Source organism: Dactylosporangium siamense (assembly GCF_016862795.1).
Lineage (GTDB): Bacteria > Actinomycetota > Actinomycetes > Mycobacteriales > Micromonosporaceae > Dactylosporangium > Dactylosporangium siamense.
Genome location: NZ_BONQ01000017.1, coordinates 142142 through 167065, shown reverse-complemented (window position 1 = coordinate 167065; position 24924 = coordinate 142142). Strand labels below are relative to the sequence as shown.

At 72.4% G+C, this 24924-nt stretch carries 25 protein-coding genes; 20 read left to right on the top strand and 5 right to left on the bottom strand.

Annotated features, from left to right (window positions below; genetic code table 11):
* Positions 1 to 25 precede the first annotated feature (25 nt).
* Entirely contained in the window at positions 26 to 1384 is a 1359-nt protein-coding gene (locus Dsi01nite_RS04580) for an MFS transporter (protein ID WP_203844728.1), read from the top strand.
* A 3-nt stretch (positions 1385 to 1387) separates the two neighbouring features.
* Here the strand turns inward: Dsi01nite_RS04580 and gnd are convergent, their stop codons facing one another.
* Positions 1388 to 2824 carry an NADP-dependent phosphogluconate dehydrogenase gene (gene gnd / locus Dsi01nite_RS04575; RefSeq protein ID WP_203844727.1) on the bottom strand — a complete coding sequence of 479 codons (1437 nt, stop codon included), beginning with the start codon at positions 2822 to 2824 and terminating at the stop codon, positions 1388 to 1390.
* Positions 2825 to 3131: 307 nt separating this feature from the next.
* Between gnd and Dsi01nite_RS04570 the strand changes: the two genes are divergently transcribed.
* From Dsi01nite_RS04570 to Dsi01nite_RS04560, 3 genes are all read left to right on the top strand, one after another.
* Complete coding sequence (locus Dsi01nite_RS04570) at positions 3132 to 4070, top strand: sulfotransferase (protein WP_203844726.1); 939 nt, start codon at positions 3132 to 3134, stop codon at positions 4068 to 4070.
* 61 nt (positions 4071 to 4131) lie between these two features.
* Positions 4132 to 5268 (top strand): LCP family protein, encoded by a 1137-nt coding sequence (locus Dsi01nite_RS04565; protein WP_203844725.1) that lies wholly within the window; start codon positions 4132 to 4134, stop codon positions 5266 to 5268.
* Positions 5269 to 5386: 118 nt separating this feature from the next.
* Positions 5387 to 6700, top strand: coding sequence for a pectate lyase family protein (locus tag Dsi01nite_RS04560; RefSeq protein WP_203844724.1), 1314 nt, complete (start codon positions 5387 to 5389; stop codon positions 6698 to 6700).
* Positions 6701 to 6703: 3 nt separating this feature from the next.
* Here the strand turns inward: Dsi01nite_RS04560 and Dsi01nite_RS04555 are convergent, their stop codons facing one another.
* A complete protein-coding gene (locus Dsi01nite_RS04555) occupies positions 6704 to 7501 on the bottom strand; it encodes a transglutaminase-like domain-containing protein (RefSeq protein ID WP_203844723.1) in 798 nt (265 codons plus the stop codon).
* Between the two features lie 214 nt (positions 7502 to 7715).
* On the opposite strand from Dsi01nite_RS04555, the gene Dsi01nite_RS04550 reads away from it, so the two are divergent.
* From Dsi01nite_RS04550 to Dsi01nite_RS04485, 14 genes are all read left to right on the top strand, one after another.
* Positions 7716 to 8171, top strand: coding sequence for a DUF3307 domain-containing protein (locus Dsi01nite_RS04550; RefSeq protein ID WP_239135679.1), 456 nt, complete (start codon positions 7716 to 7718; stop codon positions 8169 to 8171).
* Between the two features lie 41 nt (positions 8172 to 8212).
* Positions 8213 to 8704 (top strand): RNA polymerase sigma factor, encoded by a 492-nt coding sequence (locus tag Dsi01nite_RS04545; protein WP_203844722.1) that lies wholly within the window; start codon positions 8213 to 8215, stop codon positions 8702 to 8704.
* Positions 8697 to 9878 (top strand): hypothetical protein, encoded by a 1182-nt coding sequence (locus Dsi01nite_RS04540; RefSeq protein ID WP_203844721.1) that lies wholly within the window; start codon positions 8697 to 8699, stop codon positions 9876 to 9878. Before Dsi01nite_RS04545 ends, Dsi01nite_RS04540 begins: the two co-directional genes overlap by 8 nt.
* A 94-nt stretch (positions 9879 to 9972) precedes the next feature.
* A complete protein-coding gene (locus Dsi01nite_RS04535; RefSeq protein WP_203844720.1) occupies positions 9973 to 10503 on the top strand; it encodes a hypothetical protein in 531 nt (176 codons plus the stop codon).
* Complete coding sequence (locus tag Dsi01nite_RS04530; protein ID WP_203844719.1) at positions 10500 to 10934, top strand: thiol-disulfide oxidoreductase DCC family protein; 435 nt, start codon at positions 10500 to 10502, stop codon at positions 10932 to 10934. The genes Dsi01nite_RS04535 and Dsi01nite_RS04530 overlap by 4 nt, the downstream gene beginning before the upstream one ends.
* Positions 10912 to 11601 (top strand): TetR/AcrR family transcriptional regulator, encoded by a 690-nt coding sequence (locus Dsi01nite_RS04525; protein WP_239135678.1) that lies wholly within the window; start codon positions 10912 to 10914, stop codon positions 11599 to 11601. The genes Dsi01nite_RS04530 and Dsi01nite_RS04525 overlap by 23 nt, the downstream gene beginning before the upstream one ends.
* 156 nt (positions 11602 to 11757) lie before the next feature.
* The gene (egtA, locus tag Dsi01nite_RS04520; protein WP_203844717.1) at positions 11758 to 12954 is read left to right on the top strand and encodes an ergothioneine biosynthesis glutamate--cysteine ligase EgtA; all 1197 of its coding nucleotides are present in this window, start codon (positions 11758 to 11760) and stop codon (positions 12952 to 12954) included.
* Entirely contained in the window at positions 12944 to 14254 is a 1311-nt protein-coding gene (gene egtB / locus Dsi01nite_RS04515; RefSeq protein ID WP_203844716.1) for an ergothioneine biosynthesis protein EgtB, read from the top strand. Before egtA ends, egtB begins: the two co-directional genes overlap by 11 nt.
* Positions 14254 to 14991 carry an ergothioneine biosynthesis protein EgtC gene (gene egtC, locus Dsi01nite_RS04510; RefSeq protein WP_203844715.1) on the top strand — a complete coding sequence of 246 codons (738 nt, stop codon included), beginning with the start codon at positions 14254 to 14256 and terminating at the stop codon, positions 14989 to 14991. Before egtB ends, egtC begins: the two co-directional genes overlap by 1 nt.
* A 2-nt stretch (positions 14992 to 14993) precedes the next feature.
* The gene (gene egtD, locus Dsi01nite_RS04505) at positions 14994 to 15965 is read left to right on the top strand and encodes an L-histidine N(alpha)-methyltransferase (protein ID WP_203844845.1); all 972 of its coding nucleotides are present in this window, start codon (positions 14994 to 14996) and stop codon (positions 15963 to 15965) included.
* A 91-nt stretch (positions 15966 to 16056) separates the two neighbouring features.
* The gene (locus tag Dsi01nite_RS04500) at positions 16057 to 16800 is read left to right on the top strand and encodes a hypothetical protein (protein ID WP_203844714.1); all 744 of its coding nucleotides are present in this window, start codon (positions 16057 to 16059) and stop codon (positions 16798 to 16800) included.
* Positions 16801 to 16846: 46 nt separating this feature from the next.
* The gene (locus tag Dsi01nite_RS04495; RefSeq protein WP_203844713.1) at positions 16847 to 17008 is read left to right on the top strand and encodes a hypothetical protein; all 162 of its coding nucleotides are present in this window, start codon (positions 16847 to 16849) and stop codon (positions 17006 to 17008) included.
* Complete coding sequence (locus Dsi01nite_RS04490) at positions 17005 to 17478, top strand: hypothetical protein (protein WP_203844712.1); 474 nt, start codon at positions 17005 to 17007, stop codon at positions 17476 to 17478. Before Dsi01nite_RS04495 ends, Dsi01nite_RS04490 begins: the two co-directional genes overlap by 4 nt.
* Positions 17479 to 17678: 200 nt before the next feature.
* A complete protein-coding gene (locus Dsi01nite_RS04485) occupies positions 17679 to 17882 on the top strand; it encodes a hypothetical protein (RefSeq protein ID WP_203844711.1) in 204 nt (67 codons plus the stop codon).
* Between the two features lie 510 nt (positions 17883 to 18392).
* Here the strand turns inward: Dsi01nite_RS04485 and Dsi01nite_RS04480 are convergent.
* A complete protein-coding gene (locus Dsi01nite_RS04480) occupies positions 18393 to 19508 on the bottom strand; it encodes a GNAT family N-acetyltransferase (RefSeq protein ID WP_203844710.1) in 1116 nt (371 codons plus the stop codon).
* Complete coding sequence (locus Dsi01nite_RS04475; protein WP_203844709.1) at positions 19505 to 20089, bottom strand: dihydrofolate reductase family protein; 585 nt, start codon at positions 20087 to 20089, stop codon at positions 19505 to 19507. Before Dsi01nite_RS04475 ends, Dsi01nite_RS04480 begins: the two co-directional genes overlap by 4 nt.
* A gap of 102 nt (positions 20090 to 20191) precedes the next feature.
* Between Dsi01nite_RS04475 and Dsi01nite_RS04470 the strand changes: the two genes are divergently transcribed.
* Complete coding sequence (locus Dsi01nite_RS04470; RefSeq protein ID WP_203844708.1) at positions 20192 to 20800, top strand: TetR/AcrR family transcriptional regulator; 609 nt, start codon at positions 20192 to 20194, stop codon at positions 20798 to 20800.
* A 25-nt stretch (positions 20801 to 20825) separates the two neighbouring features.
* Here Dsi01nite_RS04470 and Dsi01nite_RS04465 read toward each other — a convergent pair whose 3' ends face one another.
* Entirely contained in the window at positions 20826 to 22442 is a 1617-nt protein-coding gene (locus tag Dsi01nite_RS04465) for a hypothetical protein (protein ID WP_203844707.1), read from the bottom strand.
* 184 nt (positions 22443 to 22626) lie between these two features.
* On the opposite strand from Dsi01nite_RS04465, the gene Dsi01nite_RS57100 reads away from it, so the two are divergent.
* Positions 22627 to 24906 carry a serine/threonine-protein kinase gene (locus tag Dsi01nite_RS57100; protein ID WP_239135677.1) on the top strand — a complete coding sequence of 760 codons (2280 nt, stop codon included), beginning with the start codon at positions 22627 to 22629 and terminating at the stop codon, positions 24904 to 24906.
* The last annotated feature ends 18 nt before the right edge of the window (positions 24907 to 24924 follow it).

Sequence of the window (24924 nt, the reverse complement as noted above, 5' to 3'; positions counted from 1 at the left end):
GATGTGAACCTTCGATGATCCTTGCATGCCGTTGCTCCTGCTGTCCCTCGCCCAGTTCCTCCTGGCCCTGGACTACTCGATCGTCTACGTGGCGCTGCCCGGCATGTCCCGGGACCTGGGACTGGAGCTGCCGGCCGCGCAGTGGGTGGTGAGCGCCTACGCGGTGCCCTTCGCCGGTTTCCTGCTCGTCGGCGGCCGCCTCGCCGACCGGGTCGGCGCCGGCCGGCTGTTCGTCGCCGCGATGGCCGTGTTCGGCCTGGCCAGCGCCGGCGGCGGGCTCGCGTCCTCCGGCGGGGTGCTGCTCGCTGCCCGGTTCACCCAGGGCCTCGCCGCCGCGCTGCTGCAACCGGCGATCCTGGGGCTGCTCGGCACGATGTTCTCAACCCGATCCTCAGCCCGGTCCCGGGCCTTGTCGGTGTGGGGTGCCGTCGGCGCGTCGGGTCTCGCCGCCGGCGTCGTCCTCGGTGGCGTGCTGACCCGCGTGTCGTGGCGCTGGACGTTCTTCGTCAACGTGCCCGTGACGCTGCTGTGCCTGGCCGGCGGGCTCGTCTGGCTGCGGTCCGCGGCCGCGGGTGGCGCTCGCGTGCCGCTGCCCGGTGCGCTGCTCGGCACCGGCGCCGCCCTCGGCGCGGTCCTCGGCCTCACCCTCGCCGGCACCGCCGGCTGGACCGCCCCGGCCACCCTCGCCACCCTCACCGCCTTCGTCCTGCTGACCGCCGGGTTCGTCGCGCACGAACGCACCGGTCGCGCGCCACTGGTGGACCGGTCGCTGCGGCGCATCCGGAGCCTGCGGGTGGGCGCGGCGGCGACGGCGCTGTACATGGCCAGCGTCGGCTCCGAGTTCTACCTGGTGACGCTGCTGCTGCAGACGTCACGCGGCTACGCCCCGCTGCGGGCCGGGCTGGCCTTCCTGCCGCTCGCCGCGCTCGTCACCCTGGGCAGCGCGGTCACCGGCCGGGCGGTGCGCCGCTTCGGCACCGCGGCGGTCCTCTCGGGCGGCTTCGCCCTGGCGGCGCTCGGACTGGGCTGGCTCGCGGCGTTCGGCGGCGCGTCCTACGCCGCCGGCCTGCTGCCGGGGCTCCTGCTGAGCGGCTTCGCGCACGGGATGATCTACACGGCGATGTTCCTGCTCGGCGGCCGGGACGTCCCGGCGGCGCAGCAGTCCTCGGCGGGGGCGGTGCTGACGACGTCGCAGTACCTGGCGGGGGCGGTCACGGTCGCGGTGCTGACGCTGGTCCTCGGGGGTGGCGGGTCGTTCGGGGCGGCGTTCGCGGTGACCGCGCTCGCCGCCCTGGTCGGCGCCGTGCTGGTCGCCGTTTCTCATGATCCCGTAGACCTTGCGCACCCAGGGGAACACAAGGTCTACGGGATCACGGGAAAGTGAGCGTCAGGCCGAGTGCTCCTTCTTGTCGCCGGCCCACTGCGTGTGGAACGTGCCGTCGCGGTCCGTCCGGCGATACGTGTGCGCACCGAAGTTGTCCCGGAGGCCCTGGATCAGCGCGGCCGGCAGGCGCTCGGCGCGCAGCCCGTCGAAGTAGGCCAGGGACGAGGAGAACGCGGGCGTCGGGATGCCCGCCTGCGCGGCCGCCACGACCACGCGGCGCCAGGACGGGACGCCGGAGTTGACGGCGTCGGCGAAGTACGGCGCGACCATGAGGCTCTTCAGCCCCGGGTTCTCGTCGTACGCCTCACGGATGCGGTTGAGGAAGCGGGCCCGGATGATGCAGCCGCCGCGCCAGATCGTGGAGACGGCGCCACGGTCGATGTCCCAGCCGTATTCCTCGCTGCCGGCCTCGATGTGGTCGAAGCCCTGGGCGTACGCGACGATCTTCGAGGCGTAGAGCGCCAGGCGCACGTCCTCGATGAACTGGTCACGGTCGTCCACCGACAGCCCGCCCGAATCCGACGGGAAGGCGGCCCGGGCGGCCTCACGCTGGTCGGCGTGGCCGGACAGGGAGCGGGCGAAGGTCGCCTCGGCGATGCCGGTGATGGGCACGCCCAGGTCGAGGGCGCTCTGCACGGTCCAGCGGCCGGTGCCCTTCTGCTCGGCCTGGTCCAGGACGATGTCGACGAACGCCTTGCCGGTGTCGGCGTCGACGTGGCCGAGGACGTCGGCGGTGATCTCGATGAGGAAGGACTCGAGGTCGCCGGTGTTCCAGGTGCGGAAGATGTCGGCGATCTCCGCCGGGGTGGCGCCGATGCCGGCGCGGAGCAGGTCGTACGCCTCGGCGATGAGCTGCATGTCGGCGTATTCGATGCCGTTGTGGACCATCTTCACGAAGTGGCCGGCGCCGTCCGGGCCGATGTGCACGCAGCAGGGCGTGCCGTCGACGACGGCGGCGATCTTCTCGAACATCGGGCCGAGGGTCTGGTACGACTCCGGCGAGCCGCCGGGCATGATCGACGGGCCGAGCAGGGCGCCCTCCTCACCACCGGAGACGCCGGTGCCGACGAAGTGCAGGTTCTGTGCCCGCAGGGCCTGTTCGCGGCGGCGGGTGTCGGCGAAGTGGGCGTTGCCGGCGTCGACGATCATGTCGCCGGGCTCCAGCAGTGGGACCAGTTCGTCGATGACGGCGTCGGTGGGGCCGCCGGCCTTCACCATGATGATGACGGCGCGGGGACGGGCCAGGGACGCGACGAAGTCGGCCATCGACTCGCTCGGCACGAAGGTGCCCTCGTGCCCGAACTCGTCCACGAGGCGGCGGGTGCGCTCGTAGGAGCGGTTGTGCACGGCGACGGCGTAACCGTTGCGGGCCAGGTTTCGGGCCAGGTTACGTCCCATCACCGCGAGACCGGTAACGCCGATCTGAGCAAGGTCGGACATCTGAACCTCTCCAGTCAAAGACGATCATGCCCCGACCGGCGATCACTACCCCGGGATCACGGTTCGAAGCGCGCGTCGGACCAGGCTACCCGCCTACTGTCGCGCCCCAGTACGGCACGGGCGGGGGTTTCGGAGGATCCGCGGCCGCGCTTCCTCCGGCAGGCGCGCCGACCTCGGCCTTCGCCCTCGAGGTCGGTGACGTCACGGGCGGCACCCGGCGGGGACGTGGATCCGCCGGCGAAGACACTTCGGCTAAATCGGGCTAACCCGGTCGTAACCCGCAGAGCTGGCGAAACGTTGAGCCAAGGTGCACACCGACTCGCCACCGACCACCCGCGTGCTGTACCTCGCCGGGTGGGGGCGCAGCGGTAGCACCCTCGCCGAGGGGATGCTCGACCAGGTGCCGGGCCTCGTCGGCGTCGGTGAGATCAAGTTCCTGTGGGAGCGCGGGCTGCTGCAGAACCGGCGGTGCAGCTGCGGCACGCCGCTGCGCTCGTGCGAGTTCTGGGTCGAGGTGCTGCACGAGGCGTTCGGGCGCATCCCGGACGACGACGAGCTGCGGGAGCTGGACGAGGCGTCCCGCCGGTTCCGCACCAGGCACCTGCCGGGCCTGCTGCTGCGCCCGGCCGGCCACACCAGCGGGGCCGACCTGCGCTGGTATCACGAGGTGCTGTCGCAGCTGTACCGGGCGGTGGCGAAGGTCAGCGGCGCCGACGTCGTCGTCGACTCCTCGAAGTTCCCGTCCTACCTGACCGCGCTGCTGCAGGCGCCGGGGCTGGACGTGCGGGTGGCGCACATCGTGCGGGACCCGCGGGCCGTCGCGTACTCGTGGCAGCGGCACAAGGAGGACCCGGACGCCCCGAACGGCGAGCTGATGCCCCGCATGCATCCCGGGTGCACGGCGCTGTACTGGTCGGCGTGGAACCTCGCGACGGAGCGGATCACGCGCCGGGCCGGGCTGCCGTACCTGCGGTTCCGCTACGAGGACCTCATCGCCGAGCCGGACGCGACCCTGCGCGCGGTGACGCGGCTCAGCGGCGTGCCGGCCACCGCCGTGCGGGTCGGCGACCGGGGTGAGCTGTTCGTGCGCCGGACGCATCAGGTGTCGGGCAACCCGGTCCGGTTCCGCTCCGGGGCGGTGCCGTTGCGCCTGGACGACGAGTGGACCACGGGCATGGCGCCCCACCACCGGCGGCTGACCGGCGCGTTGACGATCCCGCTGCGGCGCCGGTACGGCTACTCCTAAGCTGCCCCCTCCCGCGGCCGATCAGGACGGTGAGGACCGGCTTGCTCGGCGTGGAGGTGGCATGGTGTGGCGCTGGCTGGTGGTCACCGTCACCGCCCTGGCCGTCCTGGCCGGCGGCGGGACCGTGGCGTGGCGGCACTACACGGGCACCGTCGACCAGATGGACCTGCTCGGCGAGGCGGCCCGGGACAGCCCGCCGCGGGAGATCACCATCGAGACGGCGCCGCGGCTGCCGGGCGGCCCGATCGCCTCCCGGGAGGCCGCCGCCACCGACGCCGCCGACGAGCAGCCGGGCCGCAACATCCTGCTCGTCGGGATCGACGCGCGGCCCGGTGAGGACGAGGCCGGCGCGCGGGCCGACTCGATCATCGTGGTGCACGTGTCCGCCGGCGGGGACCGGGCGTGGCTGGTGTCGCTGCCGCGGGACACGAAGGTGGAGATCCCGGGGTACGGCACCGACAAGCTCAACGCCGCGTTCTCGGCCGGCTCGAGGAGCGGCGGGCGGGCCGGCGGGTTCGCGCTGCTCGCCACGACCGTGCGGCGGCTCACCGGCCTTGCCTTCGACGCCGGCGCGATCGTCGACTTCACCGGGCTGCGGCGCATCGTCGACGCGGTCGGCGGGGTCGACCTGTGCGTCGACGTGGAGACCGTGTCCGTGCACATCGGGTGGGACGCGAAGGGCCGGCAGACCCCGCCGTTCCGGCTCATCCCGCCGACGTTCCGGCCGGAGCGCATCGCCGGGGTCCGGCCGCAGGTGTACCCGGTCGGCTGCCGGCACTTCGCCGGCTGGGAGGCCCTGGACTACGTGCGGCAGCGGGAGCTGCTGCCCGACGGCGACTACGGCCGGCAACGCCACCAGCAGCAGCTGCTCACCGCGCTCGCGTCGCGGATCACCTCGGCGGGCGTGCTCGGCAACCCCCTGGCGCTGAACCGGACGCTGACCGCGGTCGGCGAGTCGCTCACGTTCGACGGCAACGGGCGGTCCGTGACCGACTGGGTGCTGCTGCTGCGCGGGTTGCGGCCGGACGCGGTGACGATGCTGCGGACCAACGGCGGCAGGTTCAACGCGGCGGTCCGCAACGGTACGGCCTTCGAACAGCTCGACCCGACGACCCTCTCGTTGTTCGAGTTCGCGCGGGCGGACCGCCTGGACGCGTTCGCCGAGGAGCATCCGGACTGGGTCATCGCCCCTTCCTGACCGCGATTTCTCCGGCAAACCTGCAACTTTCCTGCAAACGCAGAGCATTGACTCGGTTCGGTCCCGAGTGGGACTTTGGCGCTAGGAATGCGCTTTCCTCGCCTCTTTTGGAGTCTGCATGCGCAAGACCACCGTCGTGGCCGCCGCTCTCGCCGGCGCGGCCCTGCTCGCCGGCGCGGCCGTCAGCGCCTCCGCGGCCGGCACACCCCCGGCCGCCCTCGCGTTAGCCCGCCAGACGCTGCCCGCCGGTGACGGCTGGGCCTCGGACACCACCGGCACCACCGGCGGGTCCGCCGCCGACGCCGAGCACGTCTTCACCGTCCGCACCCGCGACGAACTGGCCGCCGCGGTCGCCGGCGACACCCCGAAGATCGTCTTCGTGTCCGGCGGGATCGACGCCAACGCCGGGCACGGCTGCGCCGACTACGCCGACCCCGCGTACAGCCTGGACGCGTTCCTCGCCGCCTACGACCCCGCCGTCTGGGGCCGCGCCACGAAGCCCACCGGCCCCCTCGAGGACGCCCGGGTGCGGTCGGCGAAGAACCAGGGCCTGCGGGTCAACATCAAGGTCGGCGGCAACACCACGATCGTCGGCCTCGGCGGCTCGAAGATCACCGGCGCCAACCTGCTCATCGACAAGGTCGACAACGTCATCCTGCGCAACCTGCGCCTCGAGGACGCCCACGACTGCTTCCCCGCCTGGGACCCGACCGACGGCGCGCTGGGCAACTGGAACTCCCTCTACGACACCGTGACCGTCACCGGCGCCACCCACGTCTGGGCCGACCACAACAACTTCAGCGACGGCAACAACACCGACGACACCCAGCCGCAGTACTTCGGCCGCCCCTACCAGGTGCACGACGGCGCCCTGGACGTCATCCGCGCCGCGGACCTCGTCACGATCTCCTGGAACACGTTCTTCGACCACGACAAGACGATGCTCATCGGCTCGTCCAACACCGTCGGCGCCGACGTCGGCAAGCTGCGGGTCACGATCCACCACAACCGGTTCGCCAACGTCGGCCAGCGCGTGCCGCGGGTCCGCTTCGGCCAGGTCGACGTGTACAACAACTCCTTCTACGCCACCGACGAATCCTCATACAGCTACTCGTGGGGCGTCGGCGTCTACGCCTCCGTCCACGCCGAGAACAACTTCCTGCTGCGCAGCGCCGACATTCCGCTCGACGCCGTGGTGTACGACTGGCGCGGCACCGCGCCGGGCGCCATCACCGAGCTCGGCACGGCCACCCGGATCGGCACCGGCCCGGTGTCATCGGTGAACCTGGTCGCGGAGTTCAACGCCACCCACGAGCCGGACCTGCCGGCCACGACCTGGGTCCCCACCCTGCGCGTCGCCGCGCCCGACCCGGCCACCGCGGTCCCGGCCCTGGTCACCGCGAAGGCCGGCGCCGGCAAGCTCGGTTTCTAGCGCCTATGGAAGGTGTACGACACCGTGACCGTCGTCGGCCGGAAGGTCGCCGGCGGTCACGGCGCGCACCTCCAGGAACGTGAGGTCCGCCGCGCCGGTCAGGACGCTGGCGAACGCGGTCTCCGCCGCGTCGGCGCCGGTCGCGATGCGGATCAGGCTCTGCCGCGGCGCGAGACCGGTCGCGTCGACGACCCGCCACTCACCATCGACGGCGACCTCGACGACGGCGTGGAAGTCCATCGGTGACAGGCCCGGCGCGTAGACCGCGGCGGTGCGCGCCGGGATGTTGACGGCCCTGGCGAGGGTCGCGACCAGGTGGGCGAAGTCGCGGCAGACCCCGGCGCCGGACAGCAGCGTCTCCGTCGCGTCCGTCGTGCCGGTCGACGTGCCGGCCTCGTAGCGGGTGTGCCGGTGCACGTAGTCGACGATCCCGGCGACGGTGTCGGCGTGCGACGGCGCGAACCGCTGGAACTCCCGCGCGGCGAACCCGGCCAGCCGGTCGGACGGGCAGTAGCGGCTGGGCCGGGTCGCGGCGATGCGCTGGCCCAGGTCGAGCCGCTCCGGCGCACCACGGACCACCGTGACCGCGGCGCCGTAGTCGATGTGCAGCAGGCCGGGCCCGGCGGTCAGGTAATGCCCGCCCGCAACCGGCCTGACCTCGACGGGGACGCCATCGAGCTGGACGGTGAGCGTCTCGTCGACCGTCACGCCGGGGCGCGGGCAGACGGCGACCATCAGCTGTACCTCAGCGGTCTCTTCCACCTGGAACTCCAGGGTGCTGCCGACGTGCGCGTCCACCATGCCACGTTCATACCCATCAGCGGACCCGCGCGCATCACGTGGGGCACGCGACTCACGACACATGTGTTCTGCAACGTTCGACGTAGAACTCGGCGCCGAACCGTGCGCATGATGGCGGCTCCATCAATGTCGATGCGGCGGGACGGTCCCATCCTCCACAGACCGAACCGTCCCGCTGCTCCGACGGTCTAAGCCTGAGCCAGGCTGGAAGCCCGTGAGGAGCTACTCCATCATGTCCTATGACTCGCTGTCCCGGTCTGTCGTATTCGTGGTGACCTTGGCCGTCCTGCTCATCGGGCACTCCCTCGGTGATCATGTCGCGCAGACGGACCACCAGGCCACCCACAAGGCCACCCCCGGCCGGGCCGGCTGGCGCGCCCTCGCCGGACACCTCCTGACCTACCACCTGACGATCACCGCGGCGCTGCTGCTGACCTGCGCGGTGCTGCGGCTGCCGCTGACCGCGGCCGGGGTCACCGCCGGCGTGGCGTTCTCCGCGGTGACGCACGGGCTGCTGGACCGCCGCTGGCCGGTGCGGGCGGTGCTGCGGGCGACCGGCTCCCCGCAGTTCGCCGACACGACCAGCCCGGTCTGCGGCATGTACGTCGCCGACCAGGCCCTGCATCAGGCGTCGCTGCTGGTCTCGGCGTTGCTCATCGCCGGCCTGTAGCGGCGGTGCAACAGTCCGGCCGGGCTGCGCGTGATACCGGCATGCCAGCCCCACCGGACGACTTCGCGGAGCTGTACCGGACCCGGTTCGCCAGGGTCGCGGTGCAGCTCTACGCGTACCTCGGCGACCACGCCGAAGCACAGGACCTGACGCAGGAGGCGTTCTGCCGCGCCCTGGAACGATGGCCGGCGGTGTCGCGGTACGCCGACCCGGCCGCGTGGGTGCGGCACGTGGCGTGGAACCTCGCCACCAGCCGGCTGCGCCGGTTGCGCAGCGCGACGCGGTTCCTGCAGCGCCAGCGGACCCCGGACCCGGTGCAGGGCCCGACACCGGACCGCGTCGTGTTGCTCGACGCCCTGGCGAAGCTGCCGGCGGCGCAGCGGCGCGCCCTGGTCCTGCGCCACCTCGGGCAGCTGACCGCGGTCGAGATCGCCGAGCAGGAGGGCGTCGCCGAGGGCACCGTGCGCTCGTGGCTGAGCCGTGGCCGGGCGGCGCTCGCCGCCGAACTGGACCGGGAGGTGTGGCATGCGTGAATCGCGGGTCGAGGAGGAGTTCGCCCGGTTCGCCGAGGACGCGGCCGGCACGTTCCGGCCGCTGCCGGTGGAGGCGCTGCCCCGGCGGTCGCGGCGCGGCCGGCTGCGGTTGTGGCTGGTCGGGGCGGTGGTGGCGGTCCTCGCCATCTCCGGTGGCACGGCGCTGCAGGTCGCCGCGCGGCACGACGCGAGGCCGACGCCGGTGCCGACGCCGACGCCAACCGTGCCGCAGCAGAAGGATCAATCGCTGGTCGAGCGGCCGGTGGTGCTCGCCGGCGCGAGCGGCCCGCACCACGTGCGCTTCGCCGACCAGCGGCACGGCTGGGTGTTCTACCGCAACTGCGACTCCCGGGGCTGCGACCCCCGGCTGGGCCGCACCACCGACGGCGGCCGCACCTGGCAGCCACGGCCGTTGCCGGACATGCGCGACCCCGACGGCTCCACCCCCGCGTGGGGGATCGTCGCGTACGACTCGGAGCGGATCACCCTGTACAGCTTCTCGAAGCTCTACTGGTCCACCGTCGACGCCGGCAACACCTGGACCCGCGAGGACGTCGCGGCGTACGCGGCCAGGCACGAACCGTCGTTGTCCCCGGTGACGACGGACCGGTTCGTCCTGAGCGGCGACCGGCTGAAGGTGGACGGGGTCGGTGACGCCGGGATCGCGCCGGTCCGGGCGGGCACGCGGGTCAGGGAGGTCGTCCGCACGCCCACCGGGTCGCTGTGGGCGCTGCTGGAGCGGGACCAGGTCAGCGGCCGGGCGCTGCTGGTGTACTCCGCGGACGGCACGAACTGGCAGGACGTGCGGGAGGAGGCGTCGCATACGTACCTGTGGCCGTCGGCGGACCGCAGCGACGTCTGGTACACGGGATTCAAGGACGGCCACCTCGCGCTGCTGTCGGACGGCAAGGTGATCGATCAGGCGTCGCCGCCGCCCCTGGAGGTGCCGCAGCGGATCGTCCCGCTCGGTGGCGGCCGGTTGCTGGTCGCCACGCCGCGCGAGCAGCTGCTCGTCTGGACGGCCGGGGCCGCCGAACCGCTCGCGGTGCTGCTGGCGGGCCAGCCCGCGATCGGGCGGCTCGCCGACGGGGCGGTGATGCTCTACGACCCCCGGAGCATGGACGGCCCGGTGTCGGTGGGGACGGTCGGCGGCGGCTGGGTCAGGTACACCTGAGCCGGCCGGGCTGAGACCGGACACACAATTGAACGTGTTCAAGAACGGGTCTACCGTGGGTCGTAGTTGAACACGTTCAAGAAGGGCGCCGGTCATGGACCTCAAGCTCGGCACGTATCTGATCTACCTGGCGGTGAGCATCGTCCTCACCGTCTGGGTGGCGCGGACGCTGCTCAAGAACGGGCAGGTGTTCCTCGACGAGGCGTTCGCCGACGAGCGCCTCGCCAAGTCCGTCAACCACCTGCTCGTCGTCGGCTTCTACCTGCTCAACCTCGGCTATGTCGCGGTGGCGCTGAAGATCGGCCAGGCGCTGCCGGACGGCAGCTCGGCGATGGAGGCCCTGGCCTGGAAGCTCGGCCTGGTGCTGCTCGTCCTCGGCGGGTTGCACTTCTTCAACCTGTTCGTGCTGAGCCGGTTCCGCCGGCGGCGGCTGCTCGACCAGCTGCCGCCGCCGGTGCCGCCCACGCGGATGATCCCCGCCGGCTACCCGCCGTATCCGACGCCGCCGATGCCGCCGCGGCCCGCCCCGCACGGGTACCCGAAGCCGACCGCACCGGCGGCACCGGCCGCACCGGCCATGCCGCAGCAGCCGGTGCCGGGCGGCGAACCGCAGCCGCCGCTGTGATCACCCGGCTCACCGTGCTCTACGACGCGGGCTGCGGGCTGTGCCGCACGGCACGGACGTGGCTCGCGTCGCGGGCCCAGCTGGTGCCCCTGGAGTTCGTGCCGGCCGGCTCGGACGAGGCGCGCCGCCGGTATCCGGCACTCGACCCGGCCGAGACCCTCGCGGACATCACGGTGGTCGCCGACGACGGCGGCGTCTACACCGGTGACGGCGCCTGGATCATCTGCCTGTGGGCGCTGGACGGCTATCGGGGGCTGGCGGCGCGCCTTTCCCGCCCGGACCTGCGCCCGACGGCGCGGCGGATCGTCGCGGCGGCCGCGGCCGTGCGCCGCGCCGGGTCGTCGGGCGCAGGTCCGGGCGGACCGGTCGCGGCCGAGCCGGAATTCGAGCAGGGATATGGTTCGGACTGTGGTGGAACCTGCGACGCCTGAGACTGTGGCCGGCGAGTCGACCAAGGGCGAGCAGACCCGGCAGCTGATCGTGGACACCGCGGTCCGGCTGTTCGGCGAGCAGGGCTACGACAAGACCACGATGCGGGCGATCGCCGCGGCCGCCGGGGTGTCCGTCGGCAACGCGTACTACTACTTCCCGTCCAAGGGTCACCTGGTCCAGGCGTTCTACACCACGGTGCAGGACGCCCACGCCGACGCCTGCCGGCAGGCCCTGCAGGCCCCGGGGACGTTCGTGGACCGGCTGCGCGCCGCGATGCTCACCGGGGTCGACGTGATGGTCCCCTACCACGACTTCGCCGGGTCGTTCTTCAAGACGGCGGCCGAGCCCGGCTCGCCGCTGAGCCCGTTCAGCGCCGACTCGGCACCGGCCCGGGAGCGCTCGGTGCGGATGTTCCGCTCCGTGGTGGACGGCGCCACCACGAAGATCGACCCCGAGCTGCGGGCCGAGCTGCCGGAGCTGCTGTGGCTCGCGCAGATGGGCGTGACGCTGTACTGGGTGCACGACACCTCACCCGGTCAGGCGAAAACCCGCCTGCTGGTCGAGCGGGCCGTGCCGCTCATCGACCGCCTGGCCGGAATGTCCCGCTTCAGGGTATTCAAGCCCGTCATGCGGGAGATTCTCAGCCTGTACCGGCTCCTGCGCTGAGATGGCAGGTGTGGACCTTCACCCGGCCGGGTATTTCCACAGCTCATGACCGGGAAGAGTTCGCCCTGTTCGAACGGGTGTTCGTCATAGATCGGTAATCGTTTGTTCACTGTGACCATTCGCCGACCGCCGGATCCTCGGGTAGCGTCGGCTCGCATGGCGACCTTGCGCATCGACCGCACGGCCGCCGACCCGGATGCGGTGATCTCTGGAATCGAGCAGGCCGAGGGCTACATTGCATCGATCTGCTTCAAAACCGGACCACCGGAAACGGTCGGCGTGGAGCTCGAGTACACCGTCCATTCGAGCGTGGATCCAACCGCATATGTCGACCCTGATCGGATGTGTCAGGCGCTCGGCGACCACGCACCGCCAACCCTGCGCACCGGCTCGGCGAACCTGCCGCTGCGGCGCGGGTCGGCCGTCACCCTCGAGCCGGGTGGCCAGGTGGAACTGTCCACCGTCCCGCAGCGGTCCCTGACGGACCTGCACGAGGCCGTCGGCGCGGACCTCGCGGAGCTCACCGAGCGGCTCGGCCGGGTCGGCCTGGAGCTCGGCGGCACCGGCATCGACCCGCATCGACCACCGCGGCGGATGCTCTCCACTCCCCGGTACAACGCGATGGCGTCCGCGTTCGCGCGGCGCAACGGCGCCGGCCGGACCATGATGTGCAGCACCGCCGGCCTGCAGGTCTGCCTCGACGCGGGCCCGCCGTCACGCTGGGCGGCCGTGCACGACCTCGGACCGCCGCTGATCGCCCTGTTCGCCAACTCGCGGCAGCACGCCGGGCACGACACCGGCTGGGCCTCGGCCCGGATGCGGACCTGGCTGGCGATCGACCCGTCCCGGACCAGCCCGGTCCCCGTCACCGGCGACGACCCCGCCGGCGAGTGGGCCCGATACGTGCTGGACGCGCAGGTGCTGTGCGTGCGGCGGGCCGACGGGCCGTGGACGGTGCCGGCGGGGGTCACGTTCGCCGACTGGATCGGGGGCGCCCTGGGCGACCCGCCGACCTACGCGGACCTCGACTACCACGTCAGCACCCTGTTCCCGCCGGTGCGCCCGCGCGGCTACCTCGAGGTGCGCTACCTCGACACGCTGCGCGGCACCGACTGGTTCGCGCCGGCCGCGATCATCACCGCGCTGCTCGCCGACGAGCCGACCATCGACCGGGTGCGTGAGCTGTGCGCACCGGTCGCCGGGCAGTGGGCACTCGCCGCCCGCCTCGGCATGGCCGACCCGGCCCTCGCCAAGGCCGCGACAGCGGTCCGCGACCTGGCCCTCGACCGGCTCGACCTGCCCGTCGACCTGCTGAAGGACGTCATCGAAGGGAGCACCCGCAATGGGTCTTAGGGAGCACGTCGCGACCGAGCTGGAGCGGACCCGGCGCCGCTCCGCGGTCCTCACCGACGCCGTCGACGACGCCGACCTGATCCGGCAGCATTCGCCGCTGATGTCGCCGCTGGTGTGGGACCTGGCGCACATCGGCAACCAGGAGGAGCTCTGGCTCGTCCGGGACGTCGGCGGCCGGGAACCGGTCCGCGAGGACATCGACCACCTCTACGACGCGTTCCAGCACGCCCGCCGGGACCGGCCGCAGCTGCCGCTGCTCAACCCGGCGGAGGCCCGCGCGTACGTGGCAACCGTCCGCGACAAGGTCCTCGACGTCGTCGACCGCCTGCCCGCGACAGCGGACCCGGCGCGCCGGCTCGTCCAGGACGGGTTCGCGTTCGGGATGATCGTGCAGCACGAGCAGCAGCACGACGAGACGATGCTGGCCACCCACCAGCTGCGGGCCGGGCCGCCGGTCCTGGCCGCGGACCCGCCACCGGCCTCGGCGGCCCCGGTCGGCGGTGAGGTCCTCGTCCCCGCCGGCGCGTTCGACATGGGCACGTCGACCGAGGCGTGGGCCCTGGACAACGAGCGCCCGGCGCACCGGGTCGACGTGCCCGCGTACTACATCGACGCCGCCCCCGTCACCAACGCGCAGTACGCGGCGTTCGTCGACGCCGGCGGCTACGACGATTCGCGCTGCTGGACCACGGTCGGATGGCAGCACCGCGTCTCGGCCGGCCTGACGGCGCCGCTGCACTGGACGCGTGACAGCGGCGAGTGGCACGCCACCACCTTCGGTCGCACCGCGCCGATCGTGCCCGACTCGCCGGTCGTGCACGTCTGCTTCCACGAGGCGAAGGCCTACGCCACCTGGGCCGGCCGGCGCCTGCCGACCGAGGCGGAGTGGGAGAAGGCGGCACGTCATGACCCCGCGACGGGCCGTTCCCGCCGGTACCCCTGGGGCGACGACGACCCGACGTCGCTGCACGCCAACCTCGGCCAGCGGCACCTGACCCCGGCGCCCGTCGGCGCCTACCCGTTGGGCGCGTCGCCGCTCGGCGTCCACCAGCTCATCGGCGACGTCTGGGAATGGGTCGACAGCGACTTCCTGGCCTACCCGGGGTTCAGCGCGTTCCCCTACCGGGAGTACTCCGAGGTGTTCTTCGGCGGCGACTACAAGATGCTGCGCGGCGGGTCGTTCGGCACTGACCGGGCCGCGTGCCGGGGCACGTTCCGCAACTGGGACCACCCGATCCGCCGGCAGATCTTCAGCGGCTTCCGCACCGCCCGTTCCGTCTCGCCGTCGGAGCTCGCCTAGTGTGCCGTCACCTGGCCTACCTGGGGCCGCCGGTCCCGCTGTCGCGGCTGCTGTTCGACCCGCCGCACGGCTTGGCCCACCAGTCGTGGGCACCCCGCGACATGCGGGGCGGCGGCACCATCAACGCCGACGGCTTCGGGCTGGGCTGGTTCCCCGTTCCGGTGGTGTACCGGTCCGCCCGTCCACTGTGGAGCGACCCGGCGCTGCCGTCGCTGGCGGCGACGACGTCCTCGGGTGCGGTCCTGGCGGCGGTGCGCTCCGCCACCGTCGGCATGCCCGTCACCGAGTCCGCCGCGGCGCCGTTCCACGACGGCCCGTGGCTGTTCTCCCACAACGGCCGCGTCGACGGGTGGCCCGACAGCGTGGCCGGGGTCGCCGCGGAGCTGCCGGTCCGCGACCTGATCACCCTGGACGCGCCGACGGACAGTGCGCTGCTGTGGGCGCTCGTGCGGGCGCGGCTGCGCACCGGAGCCTCCCTCGCCGACGCGCTGTCCCCGGTCGTGTCCCTGGTGGCCGCCGCCGCCCCCGGGTCCCGGCTCAACCTGCTGCTCACCGACGGCCGGTCGATCGCCGCCACCGTGCACGGCCACGCGCTGTCCGTGCTGTCCACCGCCGACAGCGTGCTGGTCGCGTCCGAACCGCTCGACGACGACCCCGGCTGGCGGCCCGTCCCTGAATGCTCGCTGCTCGTCGCGGACGCGTCCGCGGTACACATCTCGGAAGGTGTTTTCTCGTGACACTGTCGGATCCCGACCTCGACGTGTACCTGCTCGACACCGATCTCACCGCCGCGCTGGAGCTGGATGCCCGCGCCGGACTCACCGCCACCCCGAAGACCCTGCCGCCGAAGTACTTCTACGACGCCCGCGGCAGCGAACTGTTCGAGGAGATCACCCGCCTGCCCGAGTACTACCCGACCCGCGCCGAACGCGAGATCCTGGTCGCACAGGCCGCGGTCATCGCCCGGGTCACCGGGGCGAAGACCCTCGTCGAGCTCGGCTCCGGCTCCTCGGAGAAGACCCGGCTGCTGCTCGACGCCCTCCGCGACGCCGGCACCCTCGGCTCCTTCGCCCCCCTCGACGTGTCCGCCTCCGCGCTGCGCGACGCCGTCGCCACGCTGCGGGTCGAGTACCCGGACCTGCACGTGCGCGGCATCGTCGCCGACTTCGTCAACCACCTGGAGACCCTGCCCGACAACGGCGACCGGCTCGTCGCGTTCCTCGGCGGCACGATCGGCAACTTCACCCCGTCGGAACGGGCACCCTTCCTCGCCGCGCTCCGCGACCGCCTCTCCCCCGGCGAATGGCTCCTGCTCGGCGCCGACCTGGTGAAGTCGCCGTCGGTCCTGGTCCCCGCGTACGACGACGCCGCCGGCGTCACGGCCGAGTTCAACCGCAACGTCCTGCACGTGCTCAACCGCACCCTCGACGCCGACTTCGACGTCGCCGCGTTCGAGCACGTCGCCGTCTGGGACCCGACCAACGAGTGGATCGAGATGCGGCTGCGGGCCCGTTCCGCGCAGCGGGTCCACGTCGGCGGCCTGGACCTGACCGTCGACTTCGCCGCCGGCGAGGAACTGCGCACCGAGGTGTCGGCCAAGTTCCGCCAGGACGGGCTGACGGCGGAGCTGGCGGCGGCCGGCTTCGGGCTGCGCCACTGGTGGACCGACCAGGCGGGCCGGTTCGCGCTGGCCCTGGCGGTCGCGGCGTAGGGTTTCGCTCCTCGTTGTGTTTCTTGCTTTTCGGGTGCGGCGTCAGGGGCGCGTCAGCGTCGTTTCAGCCTGGCGCCGCACCCTGTTCCACATGACCCGGACCGTCTTCGTCGGCACGCCGGCGTACCTCGCCAGGATCGACGGCGTGACCCGCTGCGCGTTCTGGACCGGCGAACCCGTCGAACACGACTTCGACCCGGCCAGGCTGATCAGCGTCGACTTGGCCCGCACCCCGTCCGCCGCCGCGGCGAACGAGATCAGCTGGGCGGACGTCGACGTCGACGACTGCTTCAGCGGCCCCGGCGGCGACACCGGCGGCTCGACCCTCGGCCCGGCCTGGCCTGAACTGCACCTCATGGGCGCCGTGTACCTGGCGACCGCGTTCGTCGACCGCCTGCCGCCCGCACTCCGCCCGACCGGCTTCACCGGCTCCGACGGCGTCCCTGGCTCCGACGGCTCCCGCGGTTCCGACGGTTCCGACGGCTCCGACGGTTCCGACGGCTCCGGCGGTTTCGACGGCTCCGGCGGTTTCGCGGGCTCCGACGGCTTCGCTGGCGAGCTCTACGAACGGCAGTCTGTCGTCTACTGGCCGGGCACCAATGACCCTCGGGCCGGAAACCGGTACGCCGGCCACTGCGCCGAGGTCCTCGAGCAGCGGGGCACCCTTGCCCGGGTGGCCGTGTACCCGCCGGGCCGCTCCACCGACACGTCGCCGGTCACGATGTGGTTGGACCTCGCCTCACCCGAGCACTGCGACGCGGGCCCCGACAGCCTCACCACGATCGGCGGAACCGTCACCCGGGGCGCCCTGTTCCTGATCTCTTCCTCCCTGTAGACCTCCGCCTTCTCGGAGATCTCTTGTCTTCTCAGAGGAGCACCACATGCCACAGCACCGTTCCCCGCACACGACCGTCCCCGTCGGCGCGATCGCCCCGAAGCCCCCGGCGTGGGCCGGCCCGGGCCGCACCGCCGGCTCTCTCACCACCTCGGCCCGCTCAGGTTCGCTGGGCGTCATCAAGTTCCCGGTAGCGCTGGGCGATTGACCATCCCCTCGCTGAACGTCGCATCCTCCGACTGCGCCGGCTCGTTCTTCGCCGGCCGGATCCCACGATGCGTGACGCTGCACCACGCGGCCTCGCTCAGCGACTTGCGCGCCGTCCTGACCACCGTCACCTGGCCGCCCGGCCCCGTGTACCTGGACCTGATCGGCCACTCGACCCGCGGGCACCGGCTGCTGCGGCTCGGCCGCACCCCGATCGACATGCTCGACCGCACCGTGGCCCGCTTCTTCGCCGGCCTCGCCACCGACGGAGTCCTGGACCGCCACGACGTGGTCGCGGTCCGGCTCCTCGGCTGCCAGACGGCGGTCACGGACCCGGCCCGCCGCACCCTGCGGATGCTGTCCCGGACGCTGGGCCTGCCCACGTACGGCACCCTCGTCCCCCTGCTGAAGAGCCACTCCGACGCGTCCGGACTGTCACCCCGCTTCGCGCACGTGCTGGCCCCCGGCTGACCTGTCCCAGTCCCCTCTCACCACCTGTCCCTCTATCCCCTCTCACAGCCTGCCCCTGTCCCTCCGTCCTGTCCCTCTCACCGCCGGTGCCGTCCCTCTCACCGCCGGTGCCGTCCCTCTCACCGCCGGTCCTGTCCTCTCACCGCCGGCGCTGTCACTCTCACCGCCGGTCCTGTCCCGTGCCATCGAAGGAGTCCTCGATGTACCTGCCCCGTTCGCTGCGCCCAGCCACCCCGGTCGCCGCGCCCACCGCCCGCGCTGTCCCTGCCGGCCTGTTTCCGGCCACCCGACGGACCGGCGCCGGCACCCCGCTCTCGCCGACCGGCCTGACCGGCACCGCGGGCACCGGCACCACGGGCGTCGTCGCGTGCCCGATCAAGTGGCCCGACGCGCTGGGCGACTGATGACCACGTCGCACCACCCACGGCGGCACGGCGCTCACCGCCGGACACGGTGCCTCCGCGCCAGCCTGCGCCGCACCTGGCACGCCCGGACCTGGCTCCGCAGGACCTGACCCCGAGCACCCGTCACGTCCCAGATGTCTTCCTTGTCCTGACGAGACAAGGAAGACAGGCGGCGCACACAAGACCATCGGCAACCGGTTGGGTCCATTCGAAGTCGGACGGCAAGGGCGCCGGAAGGCCTTGCCCCACGTCCGCGCCACCGCAATCCGCGCTACGGCATACCTGACCTTGCGTCTCCGCGACGTCCGGTCGCGGCGCACTACCAATACGATCTCGGCGAACGGGTAGACCTTTCGGACGCTGGACCACGAAATGTCTACGCGTTGCCGGGCACCTGCAACAGCGCGACCGGAGGCCGGTACCCCTGTGGCTTGCTGACGCCTCAGTGCATCCGGTGCCGCCGCAACCACGGACCTGCCGTGGCGCCCCGCACCCCCTCGCGGTTGGCGATCAGCTGTCTGCCACCGCCACGGGTGGGGCGGTGTAGACCATCCGGATCTCGGTGGTGCGATACCCCGCCCGGCTGAACGCCGCCGCCATCGGTGCGTTGGCCGCGTCCGTGGTTGCGGTGATCACCTGCGCCCCATCGGCGGCGTGGAACCGGGTGATCTCGGCGAGGATCTCGTCGACATGGCCGCGCCCCCGCATCTCGGGCACCACGCCGAGGTATCCCACGTTGCGGTGATACGGCGTCGCCGACGGCACCGCAAGGCCCACGAGCTCCCCGGCGGGGGTCGTCGCGATCCGCCACCACGACCGCTCCCCCGGACATCCGAGATAGAAGTCCATCTCGGACCGGGCGGTCGCGTCGACTCCGTCCAACGCCACGTTCCGCCGCGTCTGCGCGTCGAGGCTGCCCTGCGCGACCCGGCGGAACACCTCGAAAAACTCCTCGTCGCCCGCCTCCTTGAACACCAGACGCCCACCCGAGCCGGACACCGCAACACCGGCCGGCGCCGTCGAACCCGCCGACTCCCCCGACGTCCCAGCATCGGCCGCCCCAGCCATATCAGGCACGCCAACCGAGTCGGGCACCCCAACCGGGTCGGGTGTCCCAACCGAGTCGGGTGCCCCAGCAGGGTCGGGTGTCCCAGCAGGGTCGGGTGTCCCAGCAGGGTCGGGTGTCCACTCGAACCGCAGGCGCTCCACCTCGTCGGTCAGCCCGACGGCGTGCGCCGCCGCCCGCCGCCATTCGATCGCGGCAACCGTCGCGGGGTCGTCCCGCCAGCCCGCGGTCAACGACACGTTGAACTGCGGGGCCACCGGCGCGTCGAACGCCGACATGCCCGCCGTGAGCAGCTCGGTCGCGAGTGCCGCCCGGTCCGGCACGGAAGGGTCGACGCTGAGGCAGTCCAGCGCGAGCGGATGCGTGCTGTCGGACAGGCCCCACCACAGGGCACGGGCGACGATCCGGCCGTCGCGTTCGGCGATCCAGGTCCACTCCGGGCGGTACATCCGCTCGGCGTAGTCGGCCCGGAAGCGCTCGGCATCGATCCAGCCGATGGGCTCCTCGACGACGACCGCAGCGACCCGGTCGACGTCGTCGGATGTTGCGGCGCGGATCACGCTGCCTCCACTCGCTCGTACGTCACGATCGAAACACCGGTCTCGAACGTGCGCGTGTCCGTCCGGCGGAACGGTGTCGGCCGGAACGGGCCGGCGAACAGCGGCACACCGGCGCCGATCACGGTCGGGTTGACCTTGAGGACGAGCTCGTCGATCTCGTCGACGAGTTGCGCGGCGAGCTGTCCGCCGCCGCACAGCCAGATGTCGAGGCCGTCGCGCCGCTTGAGGTCACGGACGAACTCCGCGGAGTCCTGGTCCCCGCCCACGAACGTGACGCCCGGGTCGAGGTCGGCGAGCGTTCTGGAGAACACGAACTGCTCCAGATGTCGGTATGGGCTGGTGATGCCCACGGCCAGCGCCGGCTCATAGGTGCCGCGGCCCATCACGACCGTGTCGACCCGCCGGTTGGCGGCACCTTCCAGGCCCAGCGGACCCCGCACGTGCGTGGGCATGGTCTCCGGCCAGTCGGCGAGGACCGCCGCCGCCGAGTCGTCGTCGAACCCGAAGAAGTCGACCTGCCCGTCGGGTCCAGCGATGAAGCCGTCCAGCGTGACGGCCACAAGGTAGATCAGCTTTCGCATGGCTATGCCACTCATTTCATTTGGGGTACTGTGAATGGAGTGGTTTGAACGTAGTACTGTGATTGCAGTGGTGTCAACCGGACCGGCCCACGAAGGAGCGTCATGCGTCAGAACCCCGCCAGGCGGAACGCCCTGCTCGACGCCGCGATCGAGGTCCTTGCCGACGAAGGATCGCGGGGCCTGACGCTGCGCGCGGTGGACCAGCGTGCGGGCGTCCCAACCGGCACGACGTCCAACTACTTCAGCAACCGGGCCGACCTGCTCGAGCAACTCATGCGTCGGGTGCGCGAACGGCTCACGCCCGACCCGGCGGCACTGGCGGAAACACTGCGGGCGACACCGTCCCGCGACCTCGTGAAGACACTCATGCACCAGCTCGTGGACCGGACCCGCCGGGAGCGCAGCAGCCATCTGGCCCTGCTGGAGTTACGGCTCGAGGCAACCCGACGGCCCGAGCTCGACCCCACGCTGACCAGGTTCTTCACCTCGGACCTGGACGCCAATGTGGCATTCCACCTCGAAGCCGGCCTGCCCGGCGACCGCGGCTCGGTGCTCCTGCTCTACCTGGGCATGCTCGGGCTGATCGTCGACGACCTCACCGTCCCGGAGGTGCTGCGGCCGCACGGGGTGGACGCACTCGTCGACAGCCTGGTCGACCGGGTGTTCCCGCCGGCCGACCACCACGGCGAGGAGGTGGTCGGCCAGGGCTGACGCGATCCGGGAGACGGTGCCGAGGTCAGCCCGCCGATCGGTGACGGGCGCGGACCGCCGACGGCTGCAGCGGAGAAGGGTCGGTCACCGGAGCGAGAGGCATCCGCATCGGGGGCGCGACGGCAGACGCGGGCGTCATAGGTGCGGCGTTCGGCTGCGGTACGCCACCCCGCTCCCCCTCGCCCGAACCCAGCGACCACGACGAGTCGGGCGGCCACGTGAGGCTCCGCTGCCACGCCGAGCCTTCAGCGGGCGCCGAACCTTGCGTCCGGGTCGGGACGTGACCGTGCGGCGAGACCTGGGCGTGCGACGAGAAGGCACCGTGGGCAGGGGCGTGCGCGTTCATCGAGACCTTGGCATGCACCGAGGCCTGAGTGTTCGCCGGAGCGTGAGTGCTCGCCGAAGCCTGAGCGAGCGCTGGAGCCTGAGTGCTCGCCGAAGCCTGAGCGAGCGCCGGAGTGTGGGAGTGCGCCAGAGCATGGGAGGAGGCCGGAGCGCGGGAGGGGGCCGGAGCGCGGGAGGGGGCCGGAGCGCGGGAGGGGGCCGATGCCTGGGAGTACGCCGCGAATTCCGCGGAGTGCGCCGCGAATTCCGCATGCGCCGCGGGCTCCACGCGTGTCGGGAATTCGGCATGGGCCGCAGACTCCGCGCGCGTCGGGAACTCCGGATGGGCCGCAGACTCCATGCGTGTCGGGAACTCGGCATGCGCCGCAGACTCCGCGCGCGTCGGGAACTCCGCGTGCGTTGAGGACTGCGACGCGGGCATCGAGTGCGGGGCGGGGCGTGGCGGTGAGGACTGGAGGTGGTTCGCGGGGTACTGCGCGTGCACGGTGACATAGCCGTCCGGCGCGGGGCGCGGCGACGGGACGTTGTGCAGCGGCTGCGGCGCGAACCGTGGCGGCGTAGGAAACGCGGCGGGCGGAGCGATCGCATTGCCGTGGAACCGCGCCTGCGTGGCGCTCGTCGGGACCGCGCGCGTCGACGCCGGGACCGAGTCCGTGAACGGCGGCGCCGCAAGAGAGGCCGCGGGAACCGCATTGGCGAACGCCGGGACCGCGTGAGAAGGCACCGAGACCGAACCGGCGAACGGCAGCGCCGCGTGAGAGGGCGCGGGAACCGCATTGGCGAACGCTGGAACCGCGTGAGAAGGCACCGAAGCCGACTCGGTGAACGGCGGCACTGCATGCGACGACGCCGGGACCGCGTTGGTGAACGGCGGCACTGCGTGCGACGGCGCCGGGGTCGTGTTGGTGAGCGGTGGCGCCGGGGGGAACGACGGGCGCTCGGTGTACGTCCTGGTCGCCGGGTGCGGGCGGAGCGGCGGGAAGTGCAGCGAGTTGTGCCGGGCGCGGTAGTAGCGGTACGTGCCGACGATCGCGGCCACCGTCAAGATCAACGGCAGCACCAGCATGCCCAGGCCGATGAGGATGAAGCCGCCGAAGAAGAAGACCTTCGTTGCCCAGCCGGACAGGCCCAGGCCGACGGTGATGGTCACGAAGCGGAACTTCGCCACGTGACCGGGCAGGAGCCCCGCGCCGGCGGTGATGAGGCCGACGATCACGTACATGGCCAGGAACAGGATTCCCGCCGTGCCGTCGAGGTGGACAACGTTCTGGTGCACAAATTCCTCCGAGCCGTACAAAACCCGCCGTCCTCTCACGGTAGGTGAGCAGGTGCAGGCTGGTTGTCAGCAGTTCAGGCGGGGCAAATCCCCACGGAGGCGACAAGGTTGCACGGGTGGGAAAGTGGTGATCCTTGCGACGGTAGGGCGGCGGCCCGGTGTGCCGATTGCGTGCTTGGGTGATCGATCGGGTACACCTTTGTGCATGACCGCCGCGCCCGCCCTCGTCGCCGACCGATATCGCCTTTTTGAGCCACTCGGGGCGGGCGGAATGGGCAGGGTGTGGCGCGCCCGGGACGAGACGCTCGGGCGGGACGTCGCCGTGAAGCAGATCATCCTGCCGCCGGAGTTGCTCGACAGCGCCCGCGACGTCGCGATGGAGCGCACCCTGCGGGAGGCGCGGGCGGCCGCGAGGCTGACGCATCCGAATGTGGTCCGGGTGTACGACGTGCTCGCGTTCGACGGGCAGCCGTGGCTCGTCATGGAGTACGTGCCGTCCCGGTCCCTCGACCAGACCCTGCGCGCCGACGGGCCGCTGCCGCCGCGGCGGGTCGCCGAGATCGGGCTCGCCGTGCTCGCCGCGCTGCAGGCGGCGCACCGGGTCGGCGTCCACCACCGTGACATCAAGCCCGGCAACGTCCTGCTCGCCGACGACGGGCGGGTCGTGCTCACCGACTTCGGCATCGCCCGCATCGAGGGTGACGGTCACGTCACGCGCACCGGCCTGGTGCTCGGCTCCCCCGAGTACATCGCCCCCGAACGCGCCCGGGACGGCACCGCCGGCGCCGCCGGGGACCTGTGGTCGCTGGGCGCCACGCTGTACGCCGCCGTGGAGGGCCGCTCGCCGTACGGCCGCGGCTCCGCCATGGAGACCCTCATGGCCCTCGCGTCCGACGAGCTGGACACCCCGCAGCGGGCCGGACCACTCACGCCGGCGCTGCGCGGCCTGCTGCGCAAGGACCCTCGGGCGCGGGCCGGGTTCGCCGAGACCGAGGAGCGCCTCCGCAACGCCCTCATCGCGCCCACCGAACGCCGCCGCCGGTCGTGGCTGAGCGGCTGGGGCCGGTCGGCGCCCGCGCCCGCCCCGGCAGCCCCGGCCCCGGCGAAGCCCGCGGCACCTCCGGCCGTCCCGGCGCAGCGCCCCGCCCCGGCAGAGCCCCCGACGGTCGTGCAACCCCGACCCCGACAGGACCCGGCGACGGTGGTGCAGCCGCTCCTGGTCCCGCCGGTTGCCGCCGTCGAGGCCGCGGCCACGGTACGACCAGCGCCCGCCGAACCGGCCCCCACCCAGAGGGTGGCGCCGGACGAGCCGCCCGCGACCGAGCCGTCCCCGCCACCAGCCGCCGACCCCGTCGACGCCGTCGACGCCGAGACCGCGATCACGACGCCCGAACCCGAGCCTGAGCCGGAGCCGGAGCCGGAGCCCGAGCCGGAACCGGAACCGGAGCCCGAGCCAGAGCCGGAGCCCGAGCCCGAGCCAGAGCCGGAACCGGAGCCCGAGCCAGAGCCGGAGCCGGAACCGGAACCCGAGCCGGAACCGGAGCCCGAGCCCGAGCCGGAACCGGAGCCCGAGCCCGAGCCGGAACCGGAGCCGGAGCCCGAGCCCGAACTGGTGCCTGCCCCGGCATTCGCGAAGGCGTCGGCGTTCGAGCACGCCCCGGCCGTCGAGCCCGAGCTGAAGGCCAACCCCGAGCCCGAGCTGACGGCAGCGCCGGAGCCGGTCGCGGCGCCCGCGCAGCCCCGGGTGCCGGTGGTGGCACCCGTCGGGGTGGTGGACGGCGTCGGTGGCGGTGGGCGTACACAGGGATCCCAGGCGAAGGTCCTCGCCGTCGCTGCGGGCGTGCTCGTCGTGGTCGTCGTCGTCGCGCTGCTCGCGTTCTGGCCGGACGGGGACGAGAACAAGACCGCCGGGCCCGCCGCCTCCGCGCAGTCGACGACGGCCGCGGCGACGAGCGCGCCGGCCGGCTCACCGACCGCGGCGCCGTCCAGCGAGCCGGCCGGTCCGGGGCCGTCGCCGTCGGTGGCGCCGAGCTCGACCGGTCAGCTGCCGCAGCTGCCCGCGGGGTGGGTCGACTACCAGGACCCGAGCGGGTTCTCGGTGTACGTGCCGGCGGGCTGGCGGCGTTCGAAGGAAGGCACGATCGTGTACTTCCGGGGCGACGGGCGGGTGCTCGGCATCGACCAGACCAACACGCCGAGGCCGGACCCGGTGAAGGACTGGCAGTCGAAGCGGGACGAGCGGGTCGCCGACGGGGACTTCCCCGGCTATGCGGAGGTCCACATCCAGGAGGTTCCGTACTTCGTGAAGGCGGCCGACTGGGAGTTCACGTTCAGCCGCAACGGCCGGCAGCACGTCAACAACCGTGGCGTGATCACGTCGCCGACGCAGGCGTACGGCTTCTGGTGGCAGACCAGCGACGCCGACTGGGCCGCGGCCCGGCCCAGCCTGGATCTCGTGTTCACGAGCTTCCGACCGAAGGTGTGACGAGCCCGAACGTGTGAC

Excerpts from the sequence above, each read along its gene's own strand:
- Dsi01nite_RS04580 (WP_203844728.1), top strand. The coding sequence starts at position 26 with ATGCCGTTGCTCCTGCTGTCCCTCGCCCAGTTCCTCCTGGCCCTGGAC.
- gnd (WP_203844727.1), bottom strand. The coding sequence starts at position 2,824 with ATGTCCGACCTTGCTCAGATCGGCGTTACCGGTCTCGCGGTGATGGGA.
- Dsi01nite_RS04565 (WP_203844725.1), top strand. The coding sequence starts at position 4,132 with ATGGTGTGGCGCTGGCTGGTGGTCACCGTCACCGCCCTGGCCGTCCTG.
- Dsi01nite_RS04560 (WP_203844724.1), top strand. The coding sequence starts at position 5,387 with ATGCGCAAGACCACCGTCGTGGCCGCCGCTCTCGCCGGCGCGGCCCTG.
- Dsi01nite_RS04555 (WP_203844723.1), bottom strand. The coding sequence starts at position 7,501 with ATGGTGGACGCGCACGTCGGCAGCACCCTGGAGTTCCAGGTGGAAGAG.
- Dsi01nite_RS04545 (WP_203844722.1), top strand. The coding sequence starts at position 8,213 with ATGCCAGCCCCACCGGACGACTTCGCGGAGCTGTACCGGACCCGGTTC.
- Dsi01nite_RS04540 (WP_203844721.1), top strand. The coding sequence starts at position 8,697 with ATGCGTGAATCGCGGGTCGAGGAGGAGTTCGCCCGGTTCGCCGAGGAC.
- Dsi01nite_RS04535 (WP_203844720.1), top strand. The coding sequence starts at position 9,973 with ATGGACCTCAAGCTCGGCACGTATCTGATCTACCTGGCGGTGAGCATC.
- egtA (WP_203844717.1), top strand. The coding sequence starts at position 11,758 with ATGGCGACCTTGCGCATCGACCGCACGGCCGCCGACCCGGATGCGGTG.
- egtB (WP_203844716.1), top strand. The coding sequence starts at position 12,944 with ATGGGTCTTAGGGAGCACGTCGCGACCGAGCTGGAGCGGACCCGGCGC.
- Dsi01nite_RS04500 (WP_203844714.1), top strand. The coding sequence starts at position 16,057 with ATGACCCGGACCGTCTTCGTCGGCACGCCGGCGTACCTCGCCAGGATC.
- Dsi01nite_RS04495 (WP_203844713.1), top strand. The coding sequence starts at position 16,847 with ATGCCACAGCACCGTTCCCCGCACACGACCGTCCCCGTCGGCGCGATC.
- Dsi01nite_RS04485 (WP_203844711.1), top strand. The coding sequence starts at position 17,679 with ATGTACCTGCCCCGTTCGCTGCGCCCAGCCACCCCGGTCGCCGCGCCC.
- Dsi01nite_RS04475 (WP_203844709.1), bottom strand. The coding sequence starts at position 20,089 with ATGCGAAAGCTGATCTACCTTGTGGCCGTCACGCTGGACGGCTTCATC.
- Dsi01nite_RS04470 (WP_203844708.1), top strand. The coding sequence starts at position 20,192 with ATGCGTCAGAACCCCGCCAGGCGGAACGCCCTGCTCGACGCCGCGATC.
- Dsi01nite_RS57100 (WP_239135677.1), top strand. The coding sequence starts at position 22,627 with ATGACCGCCGCGCCCGCCCTCGTCGCCGACCGATATCGCCTTTTTGAG.